At 28.3% G+C, this 22,259-nt stretch carries 25 protein-coding genes; 10 read left to right on the top strand and 15 right to left on the bottom strand.

Annotated elements, in window-relative coordinates:
- Positions 1 to 7 precede the first annotated feature (7 nt).
- The 3 genes from CAMP5060_RS06245 to CAMP5060_RS06235 are packed head-to-tail and all read left to right on the top strand — an operon-like array spanning position 8 to position 3,283.
- Positions 8 to 481 carry a hypothetical protein gene (locus CAMP5060_RS06245; RefSeq protein WP_087700074.1) on the top strand — a complete coding sequence of 158 codons (474 nt, stop codon included), beginning with the start codon at positions 8 to 10 and terminating at the stop codon, positions 479 to 481.
- A complete protein-coding gene (uvrC, locus tag CAMP5060_RS06240) occupies positions 474 to 2,267 on the top strand; it encodes an excinuclease ABC subunit UvrC (RefSeq protein ID WP_261545244.1) in 1,794 nt (597 codons plus the stop codon). Before CAMP5060_RS06245 ends, uvrC begins: the two co-directional genes overlap by 8 nt.
- Complete coding sequence (locus CAMP5060_RS06235) at positions 2,264 to 3,283, top strand: hypothetical protein (RefSeq protein WP_087700077.1); 1,020 nt, start codon at positions 2,264 to 2,266, stop codon at positions 3,281 to 3,283. The genes uvrC and CAMP5060_RS06235 overlap by 4 nt, the downstream gene beginning before the upstream one ends.
- On the opposite strand, the gene recR is transcribed toward CAMP5060_RS06235, so the two are convergent.
- Genes recR through CAMP5060_RS06220 form a run of 3 tightly spaced genes read right to left on the bottom strand, consistent with a single transcriptional unit; the run spans position 3,270 to position 5,744 of the window.
- Positions 3,270 to 3,842 carry a recombination mediator RecR gene (recR, locus tag CAMP5060_RS06230; RefSeq protein ID WP_087700079.1) on the bottom strand — a complete coding sequence of 191 codons (573 nt, stop codon included), beginning with the start codon at positions 3,840 to 3,842 and terminating at the stop codon, positions 3,270 to 3,272. The two genes, CAMP5060_RS06235 and recR, sit on opposite strands and share 14 nt — an antisense overlap.
- A gap of 1 nt (position 3,843) precedes the next feature.
- The gene (locus CAMP5060_RS06225; protein WP_087700082.1) at positions 3,844 to 5,076 is read right to left on the bottom strand and encodes an ArsS family sensor histidine kinase; all 1,233 of its coding nucleotides are present in this window, start codon (positions 5,074 to 5,076) and stop codon (positions 3,844 to 3,846) included.
- Positions 5,073 to 5,744: a response regulator transcription factor gene (locus tag CAMP5060_RS06220; RefSeq protein ID WP_087700084.1), complete on the bottom strand. Its 672-nt coding sequence runs from the start codon at positions 5,742 to 5,744 to the stop codon at positions 5,073 to 5,075. Before CAMP5060_RS06220 ends, CAMP5060_RS06225 begins: the two co-directional genes overlap by 4 nt.
- Before the next feature lie 113 nt (positions 5,745 to 5,857).
- Here CAMP5060_RS06220 and dnaJ point away from each other — a divergent pair, with 113 nt between their 5' ends.
- Positions 5,858 to 6,979, top strand: a complete 1,122-nt coding sequence (dnaJ, locus tag CAMP5060_RS06215) for a molecular chaperone DnaJ (protein ID WP_087700085.1) — start codon at positions 5,858 to 5,860, stop codon at positions 6,977 to 6,979.
- On the opposite strand, the gene CAMP5060_RS06210 is transcribed toward dnaJ, so the two are convergent.
- The 8 genes from CAMP5060_RS06210 to gatC are packed head-to-tail and all read right to left on the bottom strand — an operon-like array spanning position 6,976 to position 13,202.
- Complete coding sequence (locus CAMP5060_RS06210) at positions 6,976 to 7,758, bottom strand: shikimate dehydrogenase (RefSeq protein ID WP_337218088.1); 783 nt, start codon at positions 7,756 to 7,758, stop codon at positions 6,976 to 6,978. The genes dnaJ and CAMP5060_RS06210 overlap by 4 nt on opposite strands.
- Complete coding sequence (locus CAMP5060_RS06205; protein ID WP_087700089.1) at positions 7,755 to 8,561, bottom strand: SPOR domain-containing protein; 807 nt, start codon at positions 8,559 to 8,561, stop codon at positions 7,755 to 7,757. Before CAMP5060_RS06205 ends, CAMP5060_RS06210 begins: the two co-directional genes overlap by 4 nt.
- A 19-nt stretch (positions 8,562 to 8,580) precedes the next feature.
- On the bottom strand, positions 8,581 to 9,126 hold the full coding sequence (locus tag CAMP5060_RS06200) for a DUF1882 domain-containing protein (RefSeq protein ID WP_337218087.1): 546 nt from the start codon (positions 9,124 to 9,126) through the stop codon (positions 8,581 to 8,583).
- On the bottom strand, positions 9,123 to 10,364 hold the full coding sequence (locus CAMP5060_RS06195) for a serine hydroxymethyltransferase (protein ID WP_337218086.1): 1,242 nt from the start codon (positions 10,362 to 10,364) through the stop codon (positions 9,123 to 9,125). Before CAMP5060_RS06195 ends, CAMP5060_RS06200 begins: the two co-directional genes overlap by 4 nt.
- Positions 10,365 to 11,867, bottom strand: coding sequence for a lysine--tRNA ligase (lysS, locus tag CAMP5060_RS06190; protein ID WP_087700096.1), 1,503 nt, complete (start codon positions 11,865 to 11,867; stop codon positions 10,365 to 10,367).
- A gap of 11 nt (positions 11,868 to 11,878) precedes the next feature.
- Positions 11,879 to 12,334, bottom strand: a complete 456-nt coding sequence (locus CAMP5060_RS06185) for a Fur family transcriptional regulator (RefSeq protein ID WP_039617809.1) — start codon at positions 12,332 to 12,334, stop codon at positions 11,879 to 11,881.
- The gene (locus CAMP5060_RS06180; RefSeq protein WP_087700098.1) at positions 12,324 to 12,893 is read right to left on the bottom strand and encodes a CvpA family protein; all 570 of its coding nucleotides are present in this window, start codon (positions 12,891 to 12,893) and stop codon (positions 12,324 to 12,326) included. The genes CAMP5060_RS06185 and CAMP5060_RS06180 overlap by 11 nt, the downstream gene beginning before the upstream one ends.
- Positions 12,894 to 12,914: 21 nt before the next feature.
- Entirely contained in the window at positions 12,915 to 13,202 is a 288-nt protein-coding gene (gene gatC / locus CAMP5060_RS06175) for an Asp-tRNA(Asn)/Glu-tRNA(Gln) amidotransferase subunit GatC (protein ID WP_039625566.1), read from the bottom strand.
- Positions 13,203 to 13,351: 149 nt separating this feature from the next.
- Between gatC and CAMP5060_RS06170 the strand changes: the two genes are divergently transcribed.
- The 6 genes from CAMP5060_RS06170 to pyk all read left to right on the top strand — a co-directional run bounded on the left by CAMP5060_RS06170 (position 13,352) and on the right by pyk (position 18,753).
- Positions 13,352 to 13,897 carry a hypothetical protein gene (locus CAMP5060_RS06170; protein WP_337218085.1) on the top strand — a complete coding sequence of 182 codons (546 nt, stop codon included), beginning with the start codon at positions 13,352 to 13,354 and terminating at the stop codon, positions 13,895 to 13,897.
- The gene (locus CAMP5060_RS06165; protein WP_337218084.1) at positions 13,894 to 14,889 is read left to right on the top strand and encodes a hypothetical protein; all 996 of its coding nucleotides are present in this window, start codon (positions 13,894 to 13,896) and stop codon (positions 14,887 to 14,889) included. The genes CAMP5060_RS06170 and CAMP5060_RS06165 overlap by 4 nt, the downstream gene beginning before the upstream one ends.
- Position 14,890: 1 nt before the next feature.
- Entirely contained in the window at positions 14,891 to 15,223 is a 333-nt protein-coding gene (locus CAMP5060_RS06160; RefSeq protein WP_087700103.1) for a hypothetical protein, read from the top strand.
- Positions 15,210 to 15,833 carry a type III pantothenate kinase gene (locus tag CAMP5060_RS06155; protein WP_087700105.1) on the top strand — a complete coding sequence of 208 codons (624 nt, stop codon included), beginning with the start codon at positions 15,210 to 15,212 and terminating at the stop codon, positions 15,831 to 15,833. The genes CAMP5060_RS06160 and CAMP5060_RS06155 overlap by 14 nt, the downstream gene beginning before the upstream one ends.
- 109 nt (positions 15,834 to 15,942) lie before the next feature.
- A complete protein-coding gene (locus CAMP5060_RS06150) occupies positions 15,943 to 17,289 on the top strand; it encodes an FAD-dependent oxidoreductase (protein ID WP_337218083.1) in 1,347 nt (448 codons plus the stop codon).
- A 12-nt stretch (positions 17,290 to 17,301) separates the two neighbouring features.
- Positions 17,302 to 18,753: a pyruvate kinase gene (gene pyk, locus CAMP5060_RS06145; protein ID WP_337218082.1), complete on the top strand. Its 1,452-nt coding sequence runs from the start codon at positions 17,302 to 17,304 to the stop codon at positions 18,751 to 18,753.
- 7 nt (positions 18,754 to 18,760) lie between these two features.
- Here pyk and gmhA read toward each other — a convergent pair whose 3' ends face one another.
- From gmhA to CAMP5060_RS06125, 4 genes are read right to left on the bottom strand one after another with little or no spacing between them, the layout of a single operon-like run.
- Complete coding sequence (gene gmhA, locus CAMP5060_RS06140; RefSeq protein WP_337218081.1) at positions 18,761 to 19,321, bottom strand: D-sedoheptulose 7-phosphate isomerase; 561 nt, start codon at positions 19,319 to 19,321, stop codon at positions 18,761 to 18,763.
- Positions 19,311 to 20,684 carry a D-glycero-beta-D-manno-heptose-7-phosphate kinase gene (gene rfaE1, locus CAMP5060_RS06135; RefSeq protein WP_261530201.1) on the bottom strand — a complete coding sequence of 458 codons (1,374 nt, stop codon included), beginning with the start codon at positions 20,682 to 20,684 and terminating at the stop codon, positions 19,311 to 19,313. Before rfaE1 ends, gmhA begins: the two co-directional genes overlap by 11 nt.
- Positions 20,677 to 21,630 carry an ADP-glyceromanno-heptose 6-epimerase gene (gene rfaD / locus CAMP5060_RS06130; RefSeq protein ID WP_087700115.1) on the bottom strand — a complete coding sequence of 318 codons (954 nt, stop codon included), beginning with the start codon at positions 21,628 to 21,630 and terminating at the stop codon, positions 20,677 to 20,679. Before rfaD ends, rfaE1 begins: the two co-directional genes overlap by 8 nt.
- Positions 21,627 to 22,142 (bottom strand): D-glycero-alpha-D-manno-heptose-1,7-bisphosphate 7-phosphatase, encoded by a 516-nt coding sequence (locus CAMP5060_RS06125; RefSeq protein ID WP_214126364.1) that lies wholly within the window; start codon positions 22,140 to 22,142, stop codon positions 21,627 to 21,629. The genes rfaD and CAMP5060_RS06125 overlap by 4 nt, the downstream gene beginning before the upstream one ends.
- Between the last annotated feature and the right edge of the window lie 117 nt (positions 22,143 to 22,259).

Below are 22,259 nucleotides of genomic sequence, written 5' to 3'. Positions count from 1 at the left end.
TAATCAAATGAAAGTTGAAAATAAAATTAAAACAAGTCATGATGTTATCAATGCACTTGCCAATTCTGAAAAATATAAACATTATAGACCTTTAAAAGTACTTTTACAATATAAAGAGTTTTTAAATTTGTTAAACCTTAATCACCAACAAATGATTACTAAACTCTTTATAAAAAATAATACTTTGGTTATTTTAGTTAAACACCACATTGCATATATGGAGCTTAATCACGATAATACCAAAAAAATGATTAAAAGTCTCATAAAAAACTATACTTTAGCTAAGCCAATGAGTAATTTTGCAAAAGTAGAAAACATAAAAATACTTAATGATAAAAACTTTACATCTAAAAATAGTATTTTTATTGAACATAAAAATACTCATCTAGAACTTTCTAATGGAGATTTTAGAAACCATTTTAAAAATCCTATTTTATATAATAAATTTGAAGAACTGCGAAAGCTTATAAAAAATGCTTGAAAACGAACTCAAGACTTTACCCAATTTACCTGGCGTGTATCAGTATTTTGATATACAAGGTAAGCTTTTATACGTAGGTAAAGCCAAGAATTTAAAAAACCGCGTTAGAAGTTATTTTAATTTCACTCCAAATCTTTGCCCAAATCCCAACAATAGTTTAAGAATTCAAAAGATGATCAGTCAGACTCATCATTTAGAATTTATTACCACAAAAAGTGAGGCCGATGCTTTAATATTGGAAAATTCTTTTATAAAACAGCTTCATCCAAAATACAATATACTATTAAGAGATGATAAAACCTACCCTTATATTTATATAGACTTAAATGAAGATTTTCCAAGATTTGAAATTACAAGAAAAATCATCAAAAAAAATAAAATAAAATATTTTGGTCCGTTTTTTAAAGGAGCAAAAGAGCTTTTAAATGCTTTGTATTTATCATTTGAACTAAGACAAAAAAAATCTTGCAAAGAGCTTTGTCTTTTTTATCAAATTAAGCGTTGCAAAGGACCATGTGAGCAAAAAATTTCTAAGCAAGAATATGAAAAAATTATCCAAAAGGCTACTCAAGCTCTTTTAAATCCTCTATCTTTAACAAAAAAATTAGAAAATAAAATGCTAGAGTATGCAAAAAACGAAAACTACGAAGAAGCAGCTATTATAAGAGATCAAATCAAAACAATAGAAGATTTAAGCGTAAAAATACAAATAGACCTTGCAAAATTAGAAGATTTTGATGTTTTTGCCATATACCATGAAGCAAATATACTCTCTATGGTGCGTTTTGTCATCAATAATGGTAGGATAATTAGCTCAAACCATAAAGTGCTAACCCTAAATCATCAAGATGAATTTGACTTAAATGCGGTATACAAGCAATACATATTAGAAAATTACACCCAAGATAGCCCAATAAATTCAACCCGAATTTATACACATGAAGAATTTGAAGATATGAATCTTTTGCAAAATTTACTTAGCGAGAGATTTTCTAAAAAATTTCACCTTAAGACTCCAAAACTTGGTGAAAAAAAGGCCTTGTGTGAGCTTGCATTAGAAAATGCAAAAATAAATATACAAAAACACTTAAAAAGTGATGATTATTTATTTTTAAAAGAATTAAAAGAATTTTTTAACCTACAAAATTATCCTAATCATATAGAAATTTTTGATAATTCTCACATGCAAGGTGAAGCAAATGTCGGTGCTTTGGTAGCCTATAAAGATGGAAAATTTGACAAAAGTTCTTATAGGCACTACCATTTATCCTATAAAAATGATTACGATCAAATGCTTCAAACTCTTAGTAAAAGAGCCATGTCGTTTGATAAAAATCCTCCGCCTGATTTATGGTTAATTGATGGAGGAGATACTTTATTAAAGCTAGCAAATAATATCATCAAAAGTTCTGGAGCAAATGTAGATATTTTAACAATTTCTAAAGAAAAAATAGATACAAAAGCTTATAGGGCAAAAGGAAATGCAAAAGATAAAATTTATACTCAAGAAGGCAAAATTCAACTTTCCACCGATGATAAAAAATTACAATTTTTACAAAAATTGCGCGATGAAGCACATCGCTTTGCAATTAGTTTTCATCAAAAAACAAAAAGAAAGCAAGATTTGCAAAGTTCTAAGCTAATGCAACTTGGAATTTCCCAAGGATATATTAAAAAATTTTTAGATTATTATGGTAGTTTTGATAAGATTAGTAAAGCTAATTTTGATGAGTTAAAATCACTTTCTAATGCAAAAATAGCCAAATTAATCAAGGATAATTTATGATATTACTTATTAGTCTTTTGACTTTAATTTTATGCTTTTTAAATTATTATTTTTTATACCCTATTGACCAAAAACTATTCTTCGTTTATACCTTTGTGAGTATTTTGATTTTTATCATTGCGTGTATTTGTATAACTCTAAAAAATCAGAAAATCAAAAAAAATAAATTTTTAACTCAGGAGATTGAAAAATATTTTTCTTTGCCAAAATCAAATTCTTTGGAAGAGTTAAAGGAAAATTTAAAACTATTATTTGATTCAATCAACAAGCAATTACAAGATCAAAAACTACAAAATAAACTTGTACAAAAAAATTTCCAGTATCTTATTCAAGGTTTAAGTTATTTACAAGCAGATAATTTATCTACACTAAAGCCAATTTTACAGCAATATCACCACAATAAAATTTCCACAAATAATTGTTTTGAAAATATTCATGTGGGTATTATAAACAACAATGTTATTGAAAATTTTCTTTTACAATGTATATTATTAAATATAGGAATTAGCAGTGAAATTATAAATGATTATAAAGAAAGAAATTTTACTTTTATTATCTCAAAAGAAAGAGTTGATGATATTTTAAATTTTACTTTTACTGAAATTTACACTGAAGACATAATTAATTTTTTAAATGTTAATTTTGCGCAAGAGAACTATAGAAAAGAAAATTCTAATGTTTTGATTTTTAAATCTACTAGTTTTGAAAATAATCTTATTTTAAATATAACCAATCAATTTTGTCCAAATAATCAAGCTGTAAACAATTTAAGTGATTTTAAAAAGGCTTTACAATTAAATTTCAAATTGATTTTAATAGATTATGAAGTTATTAAATTTGATTTAATACATATTAGCCAAATACTACATGAATACAAAATAAAAAATCCCAAAAATACCATTTTGCTTTTTTCCAAAGATAGGATTAAAAACTGTGACTTTGCCAATATGGTCTTAAATGACATTAACAAAATTGAATGGTTAGCACTGTTAAAAAAATACATCAATCAAGCTTAGTTCTATGATTTACTGCCTTATGCAAAGATATAAAATCCACATTTTCTAAACTTACACCACTTGGAATACCTTGGGCTATTTGTGAAAAGCTTAAATTTAAATCTTTTAGTTTTTCCTCTATAAAAAAAATAATAGCATCAGAATTTAATCCTTGTGTGAAAGCAAAAAATATTTCTTTTACATTTTTACTTTCAATTATTAATCTTAATTTTATAATATTATCCTCACTAGTATTCTCTAGTACAAAATAAAGTCCATCATAACTTCCACTATCTTCTAAAACCAAAACATCTTTTGGATCTTGTACTATACAAACTATATTATTATTTCTTTCTATATTAGAACATACTTCACATAATTCATTTTCGCTTAAAGATCCACATTGGATGCATTTTTTAATTGCTCTAATAGATTCTTCAATATGATAAGCAAGTTTTGAACCAAGTAAAGGATCTTTTATACACACATGATATGCAAGCCTTAAAGCCGTTTTTTTACCTATAGTGGGAAGAGCAGAAAAAATCTCTACTAACTCATTGAATTTTTCTATACCCTTCAAGCTATTTTAACCTTGAAAAAACAATTTTGAAGGTGTGATATCCATCTTCATAACTATAGGTTAAATTATAACCATGAAGATTACAAATATTATTAATAATATAAAGTCCTAACCCCATGCCCTCAACTTGGGTATTTTGTTCTCTTACAAATGGCTTTAAATAATAATCAAAAGTTTTTTTAAGCTGCACACCCTTATTTCTAACAATTATATAATCTCCAGAACATATAATTTCACAGCTTTTATCATCAGAATATTTAATAGCATTATCAATTAAATTTTTAAGCATTAAAGAGAAGAGTTCTAAATCTGCCACAATCATAACATCATCTTTATATACAATCTTAACCTTCTGATAAAAATCATCTCTCATCAAATAATCTTCAGCTTGTTCTAAAATTAAACTAAGATGGTAGGTTTGCAAATTGAGTTGACAATTTCTTGATAAAACCTTTTCAATCTTTCCAAATTCATCAATCAATAGTTCAAGCCTTTCAAAAATCGCCACCAAGCGATCTTTTTGTTTTTGGTTGTCTAACATCTCACAAACTATCCTACCCTTTCCAATAGGTGTTTTAAGTTCATGCATAATCATTCTTAAAAAAAATTGTCTAGATTTTACAAGTTCTTGTATTTTATTAATTGCGTGATCAAATTCAAAAGAAATTTCAGAAATTTCATCATTAATTTGAGAATACTCAGATAAAGGTTCTATTTTACCTGTACTAATATTTTTAATTTTTTTCTTTAAAATTTTTAAAGGTGTTAGTGATTTTAATACAGAAAAGTATAAAAATATAATTAAAATCAAACTGAAAAAAAAGCTAAGCAAAAACAAATATTCTAAACGTGTGGAAGAATTTAATTCATAAAGCCATCTTGTTTTATCTTGCTCAACATAAAAGTAAATTTGATTATGATAAACAATAGAAGCAAAGTTGCCATATAAAGAATTGATTCTAAAAACCTTTTCACCTTTTGTAACAATATGTTTTATACTACGCTCACTTTCAACCAAGACAAAGGACTTAGAAAGAAGATAATCATGAACAGAAAATTTCTCCTTTCTTTCCAAATTATAAATAATCTTTTCGATAATATCTTTTTGTCTATTTTGCTCACTTGTTAAATACGAATCAATTTGAATTTTTCCAAGCAAAACAAATAATGCACAAACAAACAAAAAAGCTGTTGCAAAAAGAGCAGTAATCTTAAGATTAATTGTGATTTTCATCCTATCAACTTATACCCTATTCCTCTAACAGAAAAAATATGCTTTGGTGCTTTAGAACTATCACCGATCTTAGTTCTTAACCTACCAATAATTACATCTAGACTTTTGGAATCTTTATCTTTTAGGCTTTTACAATGATACACAAGCTGCTCTCTACTTACTGAAAAGCCATGCTGTCTTATCATATAACTTAAAATTTCATACTCAGCAGGTGTTAATATTAAAACTTCATCATTATAACTTATCTCATGTCTTTTTTCATCAATTTTAAATGCTGAATTGATTATTTTTTCAGGAGTTTCATTAGTTCGCTTAGAACGACGAATCAAACTCATAATTCTTGCATGCATTTCTTTTGGATCATATGGTTTTGGTAAGTAATCATCTGCGCCTATTTGAAGGCCTACAATTTTATCACTTAAATCACTTCTAGCTGAAGAAATAATAATAGGAATACTATATTTTTCCCTTATTTCACGACAAACTTCAAGACCATCAAGTCCAGGTAAAGTTAAATCAAGAATTAAACAATCATAGTTTTTTATACCAGCACTCATTCCCAAATATGGATCTTCATAATTAGTAACTTTTATATTAAACTGGGCCAAATATTCTGCCAAAAACTCTGCAAAATCTGGATCATCTTCGATCATTAAAACATTAATCATCTCTACCCCTTTAGTGAAAATATGTTACAAACTTAACATTATAACACATAATTTAACTATTCATTTATTTTTTTGCTAAAATTACAATATTAATTTTTCAAGAGAGGAAAAAAGTGGAACTTAATTACTATGAAATACTAGAAATTTCTCAAACTTCAGATAAAGAGACCATAAAAAAAGCTTATAGAAAAATGGCATTAAAATATCATCCTGATAGAAACCAAGGAGATAAAGAAGCGGAAGAAAAATTTAAACTTGTTAATGAAGCCTATGAGGTGCTTAGCAACGATGAAAAAAGAAGCATATACGATAGATATGGAAAAGAAGGACTTAAAGGGCAAGCAAGTGGATTTGGCGGTTTTGGAGATGTTGATTTAGGAGATATATTTTCAAGCTTTTTTGGAGAAGGATTTGGTTTTGGCAGTTCAACACGTAAAAAGGAAAAAGAAAACAAATACCCCCATGACTCAAAGATAACAACAAAAATTAATTTTAAAGAAGCTGTGTTTGGTTGTAAGAAAAAAATTGATTTTACCTATAAAAGTTTTTGCAAATCTTGCAAAGGAAGTGGCTCAGAAAATGGAAAATTAAATACTTGTTCTCATTGTGATGGGAAAGGTCAAGTTGGTATTAGGCAAGGCTTTATGACCTTTGTACAAACTTGTGATCATTGTAAAGGTAGCGGTCAAATTATAAAAGATAAATGCAAAATATGTCATGGTAATGGTTATGAAGAAATTAAAGATTATATAGAACTTGATATACCAGAAGGTATAAATAGCGGTATGAGTCTTAGAGTGCAAAACAAAGCCAACGAGCTTCCAAATTATTCTCAAAGAGGTGATTTATATATCAAAATCATTGTAGAAGATGATGATAAATTTATCAGACATGATGATGATATCTATACTATAGTACCTGTATTTTTTACTCAAGCTGCTCTTGGAAAAACTATTAAAGTTTCTACCATAAGAGGAGAAGCTGATCTTAAGCTTCCAATAGGTGCAAAAGATAAGCAAAAATTTGAATTAACTAATGAAGGTGTTAAAAATATTCACAATGGAAAACTTGGTTCGCATATTGTACAAATTGAAATAAAATTTCCAAAAACTCTCACCGAAGAACAAAAAAATCTATTGTTACAACTTGAAAAAAGCTTTGGCTTGGCAGATGAAGAAGCTTTTATAGAACAAGAAAGCTTGTTTGATAAAATCAAATCCTGGTTTAGTCATTAAGGAAGTTTTAAAGCCATCTCCATGGCTTTAAAAATTTCTTCTGTTTTTTGACATTCCAAAAACAACTCAAAAGCAAAAACACCTTGCCATAAAAGCATTTGTGTACCATCTTTTATTTTCAAGCCATTTTCTCTTGCTAATTTTAAAAAAGGTGTATTTTTACCATAAATCACATCAAAAGCATATTTGGCTTGTTGAAAAACACCTTTTAAAATCCCTTCTTGACAAGGTAATTTTTCATCATTTAAGCCTGCGCTAGTTGTATTAATAATTAAATCAAATTTTTCATTTAAGTCAAGTTGATCATATAAAAAACACAGATAATTACTTAAATTTTCAAACCTAGCATTAGAGCGATTTGCTATTGTGACTTTAATATTCTTAGATTTTAAAGCATATGCCAAAGCCTTGGCTGTACCTCCAGCACCCAAGATCAAGGTATTTTCAACAGAAGAAAAATCTTCAATCGCTTTTAAAAATCCTAGATAATCTGTATTATAAGCATAAATTTTATTATTTTTATTCAATAAAGTATTAGCAGAGCCTATATGCATAACGCTTTCATCTTTAAAATCAGCGATTTCGCAAGCTACTTCTTTAAAAGGTATGGTAATATTAGCCCCATCTAACTTCTGAATAGTTTCTTTTAATTTTGTTTTATCTTTTAGGTGACATCTTATATAAACTGCATCCTTTTTGAGAGCTTGCAAGGCATTATTATGCATTCTTGGGGATTTAGAATGCATAATAGGATCGCCTATAACTGCAAAAATTTTCATTTTACTCTAAATGTAAAAGCACCTTTTGCAATTTTAGAACGTACTTTTTCTAATTCAGCCTTTAATTCACTTTCTTTATAAGGCCCAACTAAAACTTTTGTTAACTCTTTACCATTTACTGTTGTTTTATAAATTTTGTAATCATATCCATTTTCTTTAAGTATATTCAATTCTTTTGATTTAGGATCCAAACTATTTAAAGAAAAAACTTGAATATACGCACCTACAGGAAGTTGCGTTTGAACACTTGGAGTTTTTATACTCTCAAACAATTCATTTGTATTGCTTTGCTCTGGAGCTTTTGGCTTTTCAACTACATTATTTTTTGGTTTTTCAGAAGGTTTTTGAATTGGTTTTTCTATAGATTTTTCTACAGGCTTAATCTCTTCTTGTTTTTCTTCTACCTTAGTTGACTCTTCTTTTGATTCTACTGTAGCAATTTGATCTAACACACTATTATTTGGAACTTCTTGCTTTTCCTCTATAGTAGTATTTGTATCAACCAAAGAGCTTTCTTCTTTTAATTTTCTAGCCAAAGCTTCAAATTCATCTTCTTCTTTAGTACTATCTGTAATAGGTAAAGAATTAAAATTATTTTCATAAGCAGCTTGTTCTTGTGGTTCTGATGGCATTTGCAAAGTTTTTTCTTCACCTGGATCATTAATTAGCTTCATTACTATCATAACAACTAAAAATACAATGATTAAAATAATCGATCTAAGTAAAATTTTTTTGAGTTTTTCGCTTTTATTGCTTTTTTGCAAAATAATATCATCAAATTCGTTTTTATTGTTTTCTTCCATTTTTCATCCTTTCAAAAAATTACATATGTTTAGACCAAGAAGCACCACGTTCTTTTTGATAAACTTCATAGGGTAGGGTTAAAATATTAAATTCTCTAGGTATATCCATACTAGGAAAAACTTTCCACTCTATAGGCATTTTTTGAGAAAAAAGTAAAGATAATTTTGAACCCAAAGAACAAGCCTCATTAAAGGTTGTATGTCCTTTATGGATATATAAATGCAAATGATTATTAGTTCTTGTTCTATAAGCAGTAAAATTAATAAAACCTTCTTCTCTTAAAATAAGTTGTGCTCTATGCCAAAAACGCTCCGCATTAAAACCATTATAATCAAATACAATATTTTCAACTTTATCAAAACTATTGATCAAAGAATGTGCCACGATTATCTTTTTTTCCATATGCTCTTGTATAACACTAGCAGTTAATGGAGCATTGACTTTCTCAAATTTGTCAAAGAAAATTCTACCCTTGTATTCGTATTTATTTACTATAGTATCACGCTTTATATAATAATGGCTTGTAACCATTTTAATTAAAGCTAAATCCATTGTTGTAATCAAAATAAAGCCCTTTCATAAATAATAAAATTACTTGCTAAATCCTTCAGTTTAACCTTGATTTCTTCTTGTAATTTAGTATTTTGTATATCATCTAAAATATCAGCTATATAATTTGCAACAGTAGCAATTTGCTCTTCTTTAAAGCCTCTTGCCGTTAAAGCTGCTGTCCCAAGTCTTAAACCACTCGTTACAAAAGGACTTCTAGTTTCACCCGGAACAGTATTTTTATTAGCTGTAATACCTGCTCTTTCTAGCGCTAAATCTGCATCCTTACCGCTAAATTCTTTATTTAAAAAACTTAATAAAATCAAATGATTATCAGTGCCACCACTGACTAAATCATATTTTCTATCTATTAAAACCTGTGCTAAAGTAGCAGTATTTTTAATAATTTGCTTAGCATAAATTTTCCACTCATCACTTAGGTTATATTTAAACCCAACAGCCTTAGCAGCAATTACATGCATTAGTGGACCACCTTGAATACCTGGGAAAATTGCAGAATTTATCTTTTTAGCAATTTCTTCATCATTACACATAATAATCCCACCCCTTGGACCTCTTAAAGTTTTATGTGTAGTAGAGCTTACAACATGAGCATAAGGGAATGGACTAGGATGCTCGCCTGCTGCAACCAAACCTGCAATATGTGCAATATCAGCAAACAAGTACGCACTAACCTCATCTGCTATTTCCCTAAATTTAGCAAAATCAATCACTCTAGGATAAGCACTAGCACCACAAACAATAAGTTTTGGCTTAACTTCTTTTGCTATCTCTCTCACTTTATCATAATTAATTCTTCCATCAAGCTCAACTCCATAAAAAAAGCTTTCATAAACCTTTCCAGAAGAACTTACTTTAGAACCATGAGTTAGGTGTCCTCCATGGCTTAAATCCATACCCAAAATTCTATCACCAGGATTTAATAATGCCATATACACGCCCTGATTTGCTTGTGAACCTGAACTAGGTTGTACATTGGCAAAATTACAATTAAAAAGTTTTTTACATCTTTCTATAGCAATCGTTTCAATCTCATCTACAAATTCACATCCGCCATAATATCTTTTACCAGGATAGCCTTCTGCATATTTATTTGTTAAAATGCTACCCATTACCTCCATAACTTCTGGTATGGTAAAATTTTCACTTGCTATCATTTCAAGACCATCGCATTGTCTTGCTAACTCTTTTTGGGTTAAATCAAAAATTTCTTTATCAAATTTTTCCAACATTTACTCTCCTTTTATCTCATTTTTAAGTGGTCTCATAGCTGGGAAAAGTACTACATCACGAATTGATTTTTTATTAATTAAAAGCATAACCAATCTATCTATTCCTATACCTTGACCTGCGGTTGGCGCCATAGCATAACCTAGCGCATTAACAAAATCTTCATCCATTTCACATGCTTCTTCATCGCCTGCATTTTTTGCTTCAATTTGCTTTAAAAATCTCTCATATTGATCTAGTGGATCATTAAGCTCATTAAATCCATTAGCAATTTCTCTACCTGCGATAAACAACTCAAATCTTTCAGCAATATCTTTGTCTTTATCACTTCTTCTAGATAAAGGACTTATAGAAATAGGAAAATCTATCACAAAAGTAGGATCAATCAATTTATCTTCAACATAATTATCAAAAAGTTCAGCTTGTAAATGACCTAATTCTAATTTTTCATTAGCTTCAAAGCCGTCTTTTTTTAGCTTTTCTAAAATTAATTCTTTATTGTTAATAAGCTCATCATCTAAACCACCATATTTTTTTAATGCATCTTTATAAGTAATTCTTTCAAATGGCTTAGAAAAATCAATTATTTTTTCATCAAATTCAAGTTTTTTATCTAAATTTAACTTATCTAAAAGCATTGCAAAAAGCTCTTCTGTCAAATCCATTAAATCATGATAATTATGATAAGCCCAATAAAACTCGATTGTAGTAAATTCAGGATTATGCGTTAAATCCATCCCTTCATTTCTAAAACATCTATTAATCTCATAAACCGCCTCAAAACCACCTACAATCAAACGTTTTAGATATAATTCTGGGGCAATTCTTAAAAATCTTTCCACGCCCAAAGCATTGTGATAAGTCACGAAAGGCTTTGCGTTTGCTCCCCCTGCAATAGGATGCATCATTGGTGTTTCAACTTCCAAAAATCCTTTATTATCAAAAAAAGATCTAATATAAGAAACAATTTTAGAACGCAAAATAAAATCTTTTCTTACCTCACTATTCATAATCATATCAAGATATCTTTTTCTATATCTTTGCTCAATATCTGTCAATCCATGATATTTTTCCGGTAAAGGCACTATGGCTTTTGTAGCTATTTGAATTTGTTCTACATGAAGACTAAATTCTCCTGTTTTAGTCATAAAAGGAAAACCTTTAACCAAAACAATATCCCCTACTTCAAGATATTTTTTCAAAATAGCAAAGTATTCTTCCCCTAAAATGTTTTGATTAAAATAAATTTGTAAATTATCTTGCTCATCTTCTATATTAGCAAATACCGATTTACCAGCTATTCTAAGAAGTTTTAATCTTCCTGCTAATACTCCATGAGCATTTTCATCGCGCTGATTTTCCATATCTTTAACGTAAGCAAATTTAACCTTATACTCATCTATACTCATTTCTTTTTTTAAAAAATGCGGATAAGGGTTGATTCCTAGTTCTTTTAGTTCTTGCGCTTTTTGAATTTTTTGTTGCTCTAAAATATTATCAAACATTAAATATACCTTTATTTTTTACTACATTGTGGACATAGACCATAAAGTTGCATTAAATGTCCTGTTAATTTAAAATTATATTCTTTTGCGATTAACATTTGTTGTTGTTCGATAATAGGATTTTCAAATTCTACAATCTCACCACAACTTTTACAAATTAAATGATCATGATGAGGTTTATTTGCAAGTTCAAATTTCTTTCCTGAAGCACCAAAAGATATAGAAGTAGCCATACCTGATTCTTCTAATAAATTTAAAGTTCTATAAACTGTTGCAATGCCTACATTTAATTCGGGATTTTTTTGCTTTATTTCTACATATAGACTTTCTGGAGTATAATGCATATCACTATTATATAAAGTTTTTAAAAGCACCTCTCTTTGCTTGGTATATTTTAGGCCATTGTCTTTAAGTGTTTTTTTAAAACGCTCAAGCAAAACATCGTATTCTATATTTTCAATTTGCATTGTCTACCTCCGAATTTAGACTTATATTAGAATCTATAAGTTGTTCTTGTATTTTATCTAAACCATTTTGAGTAAAATTAGTATTCATTATATATTCACCTGTTTTTCTAAGTAAATCCAAGGTTTGACTATTTTTTGCATATTTTTCTAAACTTGAATTTAAAAATTCTATATTATTAATGCAAGCCACCAAAATAGCAAAAATTAAAAATATTTTAGCACTACCAAATAAAAATCCACCAATACGATCTATAAAACCAAGACCACTCATGCTAAACATTTTTGATAATATATTTCCCAAAGCCATACATGCTATCCATATCACAATCAATAAAGCTAAAAAACCTGCAAAAATTGCAAGATTTTCATTTTCAATTGCATAAAAATTATTATTGATAATTTCTGCTACTTCTTTAGCATATCTTGAAGCAAGTAAAACCCCACCAACTATACCTAACAAGCCAAAAATTTCTTTAAATAAACCACTTACTAAACCTTTCAAGCCTAAAATCACAGTTAAGCCCAAAACAAATACATCAAACCACGAAAAATTTTCCATCTACACTAAACTCCAAATATTTTATTCAATTATTTTAGGAACTATAAAAAATCCATCTTGAGAATTTGGAGCATGCTTGCTAATTACATCAAATACTTCAGATTTTATACTTTCATCTAGTCTAAATGGCGTTCCACCTTTTGTAGTGCTTGTCATAGCTTCCACATCATCAAGTTTTAATTCATCTAATTTTTCTACAAAATTAACAATTTGACTTAATTGTTCTTCTAATTCTTGTCTTTTCTCATCAGCAATTTTTAAAGCACTTAGCTTTTCAAGTTTAGTCAATAATTTATCATCAATTTGCATGATTTACCTTAATTTTTAATTTATATCCAAGAAAACTCTTTTTAGATTAAAAATTATAACATAAAATCATTTATTTTTTCATTTTTATATGTTACAATTATAGACTTAAAACAATAAATAATGTTTATTCTTGCTAAAAAAGGGAAAATATGGCTTTAAAAGAAAACTTAAAAGCAGTCCAAGAAGAATTAAGCTCTCAGGAGCAAATGATGGAAAATTTTATTAAATCCGAACGCTTTATAAAAAAATACAAATACTATTTCATTGCAATTATTGTGCTTTTAATTGCATATTTTGGTGGAAGTTATTTTTATAATCTAAAACAAGAAAGTAATATTCAAGAAAGTAATATAATTTTTAATAATTTATTAAAAAATCCTTTAGATCAAAAATTACTCGAAGAATTAAAACAAAAAAATGCAAATTTATATACCATATTCATCATGGGTCAAAACAATCAAGATCTTAACCAAACTTTAAATCTTAATATAGATCCTTTGTTAAAACAAATAGTACTTGCTCAAAATAATCAAAAGTCAGAATTTTTAAAAGATTATAATACCTTGCTAGTAGGTTTTGAATTTCTAAAACAAAATGATTTTAAAAATGCAGATATAGAATTTAATAAAATACCTATAAATTCTCCCTTATGGCAGATTATTACAAGCTTAAAACATTATCAAGGAATAAAATGAAACACTTTTATTTATTTATTATCACTTTAATATTTTTTAGTGCTTGTGGCACAAAAAGAGAGTATTATCAACCAACACAAACAGAACAACTTCCTTATAGTTCTCAAAATGTTAACGGTAAAATTATCAATTTCAATAACAATATAGCACAATTAAGCAATAATTCCTTTGTAGATAGCATGGGTAATATTATTAATTTTAAGTTAGATAAAAATTATCATATCCTAAATGCGTATTTAGAAGAAATCATCATAGCTGATGATAATGGAAACTTTAAAATCTTAAATTTACAAGGTGAAGAATTATTTTCTCATAAATTTAACGAAAGTGTGGTAAGCGCTAGTATAGATGGAGATGATATAGCTTTGGTTTTAGCTAGTAATACTTTAGTATATGCAAATAAAAACCTTGGTATCAGAATGCTTCAAAACTTAGGCACATCCTATGCTCAAGATAGTCGTTATGCTAATCCTTATTTTTTAAATACTATTATAATATATCCTATGCTTAATGGAAAATTAGCTATACTTAACAAAAGCACATTAAAAGTTAGCAAAGAGATTTTAGTAAGCAGTGAAGAGTTTTTTAACAATATTATTTATCTTCATGTAAAAAATGATACAATGGTTGCTGCAACAGCACAAAAAATCATTGTTGTCACTCCAAATAGAACCTTATATTTAAACGAAAATATTAAAGAAGTAAATACCAATGATAATGAAATTTTCATACTTACAAAAGATGGAAGAATTCTTAAAAATGATTATAATCTTAGAAAAATTGATGAAGTAAAATTTCAATTTGCTCTATTTTCTAAAAGTACCTTATATAACAACTCTTTATATATTTTTGAAAAAACAGGCTATTTAATTAAACTGAATACAAATTTAAAAGATTACATAGTATATCCACTCAATGAAGCTGTTAATGAGAAAAGTTTTATGGTTAATGGTAAATTTTTCTATCAAAATAATTTTTTACAATTAAACTAAAATGAATCAAGAACTTAGTGATATTCTTATAAAACATGGGATTATTTTAAAAAACACTAAGTCTTTAGATATTCATGTTTTTAGCAAAAAGAAAAAAACAATTTGCATTTATGGAGAAAATACAAGTAAGCAATACTGCTTAATTTTATTTTCTTTTGCGAAAAGTAAAATTTTAACAAAAGAATGTCTAGAATTTGAAAGTATTTTTCAAAATATAAACCAAACTCTAAATTTAAATTTCAAAAATTATTTTATTTTTCATCAAGCTTTAATTTGCTCAAAAGCAAAAGAATATTTAGCTACCAAAGGGATTAAAAGCTATGCTTTTATGTGATATTGGCAATACAACCGCAAGTTTTTTAAACGAGCAAAAATTTCATTCTATGAGTATAGAACAGTTTTTACAATATGAGCCAACACAGAAAGTATTTTATATCAATGTTAATCCAAATTTAGAGCAAAGATTGAAACAAAATCCCTTATTTATCAATCTTGCTCCATATTTTAACTTTGATACTATTTATGATAATTTAGGGGTCGATAGAATAGCAGCTTGCTATACTATAGAAGATGGTGTTGTAGTTGATGCGGGTTCTGCAATTACTGTAGATATTATCTCTAATTCTATTCATCTTGGCGGATTTATTCTTCCTGGTATTGAAAGCTACAAAAAATCTTTTTCTAATATTTCATCACGTTTAAAATATGAATTAAATACCCAAATAAATTTTGATGCTTTTCCCCAAAGAACTGTTGATGCTTTAAGTTATGGTGTGTTTAAAAGCATATATTTACTCATAAAAGATAGTGCATATGGTAAAAAATTGTATTTTACCGGCGGTGATGGACAATTTCTCGCAAATTTTTTTGACTATGCTATTTATGATAAATTTTTAATTTTTAGAGGTATGAAAAAAGCTGTTTGTGAAAATTTTATACTTTAAAATTTATTTCTGCACCCCTACTCTTAAAATTATAAGCTTTATTTAAACTCAAAACAACTATATTTTGATATCATTAGCAAAAGTAAACATACAAAAGGAATTGACAACAATGGATCAAAAACATTTTGATACCGTAGTAATTGGCGGTGGGATTTCTGGCGCTGCGGCATTTTATGAGCTAGCTAGATATACAAATATTCAAAGTATTGCTTTATTAGAAAAATATAATAATGCCGCAACTTTAAATAGTCATAGCACAAGCAATTCGCAAACTATCCACTGTGGCGATATAGAAACAAACTATACCTTAGAAAAAGCAAAAAAAGTCAAAAAAACTGCAGATATGATTGTTAAATACGGTCTTTTGCAAAATGCACAAAATAAATTTATGCACTCACACCAAAAACTTGCACTTGCAGTTGGAGATAAAGAATGCGAGTATATGAAAAATAGATATGAAGAATTTAAAGAATTATATCCTTATATTAAATTTTATACCAAAAATGATATTAAACAAATAGAACCCAATGTTGTCTTAGGTGAAGATGGCATCAATGATAGAGCAGATAATATAGTAGCTATGGGTGTAGAAGAAGGTGAAATTTACACCACGGTAGATTTTGGATTGATGAGTCAAAATCTTATAGAACAAGCTTGCAAACAAGGTAAAAATACCCATGTAGCTTATAATCAAGAAGTTGTTTTTATAGAAAAAAAAGATGATATTTTTTATATAAAAACAAGAGATTTTAAAGAATATAGTGCAAAATCGATTATAGTAAATGCAGGAGCGCATTCTTTATTTTTAGCACATAAAATGGGTATAGGATTAGATAAATCTTGCTTTCCTGTTGCAGGAAGTTTTTACATGGCAAAAAGAAAAATTTTAAATGGTAAAGTTTATATGGTACAAAATCCAAAACTCCCATTTGCAGCGCTACATGGTGATCCTGATTTATTAGCTAATATGAATACGCGCTTTGGTCCTACTGCTTTAGTTATCCCTATGCTAGAAAGATATCATGGCTTTAAATCACTACCTGAATTTTTCAAAACATTAAATTTGGATATGAATGTAGTTAAAATTTGTTTTAATCTTTTTAAAGATTCTACTATTAGAAATTATATTCTTTATAATTATTTGTTTGAAATTCCTTATATCAATAAAAGACTTTTTGTAAAAGATGCCAAAAAAATAGTTCCTAGTTTAAAAACAGATGATATTTACTATGCTAAAAACTTTGGCGGAGTACGCCCTCAAGTGCTTGATAAAAAAGCAGGAGAATTAATGCTTGGCGAGGCAAGCATCACTGAAATTCCAGGTATAATTTTCAATATGACACCAAGTCCAGGTGCTACAAGCTGTCTTGGTAATGGCTATAGAGATGCAAAACTTATTTGTCAATATTTAGGTGCTAATTTTAATGAGGATTTATTTACTAGCGAACTACTATAAAAAGGATAATAAATGTTAAAAAAAACAAAAATAGTTGCAACGATTGGGCCAGCAAGCGAAAATGAGGCTACAATAAGACAAATGATTATTAATGGAGTGAATGTTTTTCGCTTAAATTTTTCACATGGAACCCATGAGTATCATAGTAAAAACTTAACTACTATTAGAAAAGTAGCAGCTGAACTTAATGCAAGAATTGGAATTTTACAAGATATTAGTGGGCCAAAAATTAGAACCTTAAAGATTCCAAAAGCTTTTGAGCTAAAAAATGGAGATAGACTAGACTTTTACAAAGATACTTTTGAAGGTGAAAAACTTTCTAATGAACATTATAAGGTCTGTATTAATCATCCTGAAATTCTTTCTATGCTAAAGGTTGGGGAATATATCTACCTTTGTGATGGCTCTATAAAAACTAAAGTTATACAAGTTGAAAAAGATTTTATCCAAACCCAAGTAGAAAATAGCGGGGTGCTTAGCTCAAACAAAGGAATTAATTTTCCAAATACAAAAATCAATATCGATGTTATCACTCAAAAAGATAAAGACGATCTTGCGTGGGGTATTAAGAATGATGTTGATTTTTTAGCCATATCTTTTGTGCAAAATGCTCATGATATTGATGAAGTTAAAAAAATACTTGATGAAAATAATGCTAAAATTGCTATTTTTGCAAAAATAGAAAAATTTGATGCTGTTGAAAATATCGATGAAATCATAAATTGTAGCGATGGGATAATGGTTGCAAGAGGAGATTTAGGTATTGAAGTGCCTTATTATAGAGTGCCAAATATACAAAAACTCATCATTAAAAAAGCCAACGAGGCTAATAAACCTGTCATTACTGCTACTCAAATGCTTTTTTCACTTGCAAAATCAAAAACTGCCACAAGAGCTGAAATTTCAGATGTTGCTAATGCAGTACTTGATGGTACTGACGCAGTTATGCTTAGCGAAGAAAGTGCAGTAGGGATTGATCCGGCAAATGCAGTTGATATTATGACTCAAACTATCATTGAAACAGAAAAAAATTATCCTTATGAAAAATTTGAAAATTTTAAATGTTTTAATGAAACTGATATCATTGCTAAATCAAGCACGCAACTAGCAACCGATTTAAATGCAAATGCAATTTTTACCATCACAAGTAGTGGTGCTTCTGCAGTTAAAACAGCAAGATATCGTCCAAAAATGGATATCATAGCTATTACTCATTCTAAAAAAGCTTTAAATTTTTTAAGTATAGTTTGGGGAGTTCAACCTGCTATACTAATAGAAAAACATGAAAATTTAACAGAGCTTTTAAACAATTCTGTAAAACTTGGAGTTGAAAAAGGCCTTATGAAAAAAGATGGAGTTTACACTCTTACCGCAGGATTTCCAGTAGGTGTCGCAGGAAGTACAAATTTAATTAGAATTTTACAAAAAGATCAAATTGAATATTATTTAAGTTTGGGAAAATAACCCAAACTTAATATTCTTCTTCTATCAAATCACATAAGCAGTGTATAATTAAAATATGCATTTCTTGGATTCTAGCCGTATCATCACTTGGAATGACTATATTATATTCACATAATGCATTCATCACTCCACCACCCTTTCCACTAAGCCCTATACACTTAGCACCAACTTCCTTGGCTTTTTCAAAAGCTTTGATCACATTTGGACTTTTTCCACTAGTAGAAATTCCAATCAATACATCATTACTATTAGCTAAAGCTTCAACTTGTCTTGAAAAAACAAATTCAAAACCATAGTCATTTCCTATAGCACTTAAAGCAGAAGTATCAGTGCTTAGAGCAATAGCAGCCAAAGCTTTTCTTTCTTTTTTATATCTTCCGCTAAGTTCAGCTGCAAAATGTTGGCTATCTGCAGCGCTTCCACCATTTCCACAAATTAAAATTTTCCCACCGCTTTTCAAACATACTTTTAACTCTTGAGCAACCATAGCAATTTGCTCTTTTAAATTCAAACTTTGTTCTAAAGTTTTTTGATGTTGAATAAATTCCTTTTCGATTTTATTTATCATTTGCAATCCTATTAATTATATTAGTAGTGCTAAATCCATCTTCAAAGTCAATCAATTCTACTTTTTTTACTAAATTTGAACCCACTACTTCTTTGTCTTTATAATCAGCTCCTTTAACTAGCACATCAGGTTTTAAAAACTCTATTAATTCATAAGGAGTATCCTCATTAAAAATCACTACATAATCTACAAAATACATGCTCGCAAGCATACATGCGCGTTGAAACTCTAAATTTATAGGTCTTGAGTTTCCTTTTAGTCTTTTTACGCTTTCATCTGAATTTAAACCTACAACTAAGATATCTCCTAATTTTTTAGCTTTTTCAAGATATTTTATATGGCCATAATGCATAATATCAAAACAACCATTGGTAAAAACTACTTTTTGATTTTGCATCAATTTTATAAGTTCTTCTTTGTTTTTAATTTTATCTTCAAAAGAAGCTTTTTTTAGGTTTTTTATCTCTTCTAAACTTACACTCACACTTCCTACTTTTGCTACTACAACAGCTGCTGCATCATTTGCTAGCTCGCACGCTTTTACAATATCAACTTTTAAAGCCAAAGCATAAGCAAGCATAGCTATAACACTATCTCCAGCTCCTGTTACATCATAAACCTCCAAAGCTTTTGCAGGAATAATATGTAATTTTTCATCAAAAAGCGCTATTCCTTCTTCAGATAAAGTTATAATAGAATAGGTTAGATTTAAATCATCTTTTAATTTTTTTAAAGCTTTTTCTAAATTATCAATTTTTTCTACACCCAAAGCTTGAATAGCTTCTTTTTTATTTGGAGTTAACAAGGTTGCATTTTGATATTTACTAAAATCACTTCCTTTTGGGTCAATCAAAATAGGTAAATTTAAAGTATTTGCATACTCTATCAAAGCCTTTGTAACTTTTGAAGTTAAAGCTCCTTTAGCATAATCACTCAAAATAATCGCATCATAATCTTTTGCGATTTTTTTATACTCTTGGATAATTTCATCTTCTAATTTAGTATCAAAATCATTCTCATCATCAAGTCTTAAAACTTGCTGAGAATGTGATAAAACCCTGCTCTTAAGAGGAGTTTTTCTACCTTTTTCTACTAATAATTTTGCATTTAAATTCTCTTTTAAAAATCTCCCACTCTCATCATCACCCACAAGTCCTAGAGCAAAAACCTCAGCGCCAAGACTTTTTAAATTTGCATATACATTACCAGCTCCACCTAGTCTTTTATCTTCTTTTTGTGATTTCATCACCATTACAGGAGCTTCTGGGGAAATTCTAGTGCAATCACACCATATATAATGATCCACCATAAAATCCCCAACAACTAAAATTTTTGGCTTTTTAGAACTCAAAAAATCAAGCATTTACTTCCTTTTCATAAAGCCTTTTAATCTCATCTAAATAATCTTTTATTCCCTCTTCAAGACTAAATTTAGCTCTATACGAAAAGCTCTCATCTAGTTTTGCTTGGGTATGGAATTGATAAGCGTTTTTATAAGGATTAGAAATATATTCACAAGGATAATTAGTATTTAATTCTTTTTGTAAAATATCAACTATATCTTGAAAAGTTCTTGCCTTGCCTGTAGCTACATTATAAATTCCACTTTTTGCTTCTAAAGCTTGCAAATTTGCACTCACAACATCTTTAATATACACAAAATCACGATAAATTTGATCGCTTCCTTCAAACAAACGCGGACTTTTACCCGCTAAAATTTGATGTCCAAATTGCAAAATCATAGAAGCAGTGCTATTTTTAAAAAATTCTCCCTTACCATATACATTAAAATATCTAAGTCCGACTATATGTATTTTATCAAAGTATTTTTTTGCTAATTTATCCATCATTAGCTTTGAAAACGCGTAAGGGTTTTTAGGGGCTTCACTTAAATTTACAGTTTGTGGGCTTGGAGCATCTCCATAAACTGAAGCCGAACTTGCATAGATTAGTTTTGCATTAAGCTCCAAAGCAAGTTCTATAAAATCTTTAAAAGTGTTTAAATTAGTCTTTAAAACTTTATTTTGATCATAAACAGTTGTATCTGAAATTGCAGCCTTATGAAAGATCACATCAGGTTTAAAAGCTTTTATAACTTTTAAAGTTTTTTCATCATTAATATCACCTACATAAAGCTCACCTTCAAAATCTAAAATATTCTTAAAATGACCAAAACTTTCTAAATTTCCATTTTCAAAAGTAGCGCTTGAGCGCATTTTATCTACAATTAAAACTTCATGTTTATCTTGAAGTTCTAAAGCAAGTGCAGAGCCTATAAAACCTGCTCCACCTGTTATCACTATTTTCATTTTCTATCCTTTAAATAATGCAAAAGTTCTTTTAAATTTTTAAACACTCTATAATTTTCATCATCATTATAATTTTCATTGATTAAAAATAGATTTTTTATACCAGCATTAATTCCAGCTTGCATATCACTTAAATTATCCCCTATAAAAAAAGATTGAGAAAAATCTATATTAAATTCTTTTTGTGCTTTTAAAAACATACCAGGTTTTGGTTTACGACATTCGCAATTTTCTAGATGTGGGCAGTGATAAATTTTTTCTATTTTAATATTTCTTTTTAAAAATTCACCTAACATATATGAACTTAAAATTTCAAAATCTTTTTCACTATAATAAGCCCTTGCAATACCTGATTGATTAGTAGCTACAAAAATTAAAAAATTTTGCTTTTGAAAAAATTCGCAAAGTTCAAAAATACCATCACAAAATTCAAAATCACTGATCTTATGAACATATTTTTTATCAGTATTTATAATACCATCTCTATCTAAAAATAATGCCTTAGTTTCCATAAAAAAATTATAATGTATTTTTTTTAAGATTTTATAATTTATCAAGTAAAAAAGTTTTTTAAGCGACTTTAAATAAAAAAAGCTTATAATTAAACGCATTTTATTTTCAATTTATAT

The sequence above is a fragment of the Campylobacter sp. 1569 genome, from assembly GCF_024723675.1.
GTDB classification, from domain to species: domain Bacteria; phylum Campylobacterota; class Campylobacteria; order Campylobacterales; family Campylobacteraceae; genus Campylobacter_D; species Campylobacter_D jejuni_C.
The sequence above is the reverse complement of the archived record's forward strand: the minus strand, read 5'-3'. Positions and strand labels throughout refer to the sequence as shown.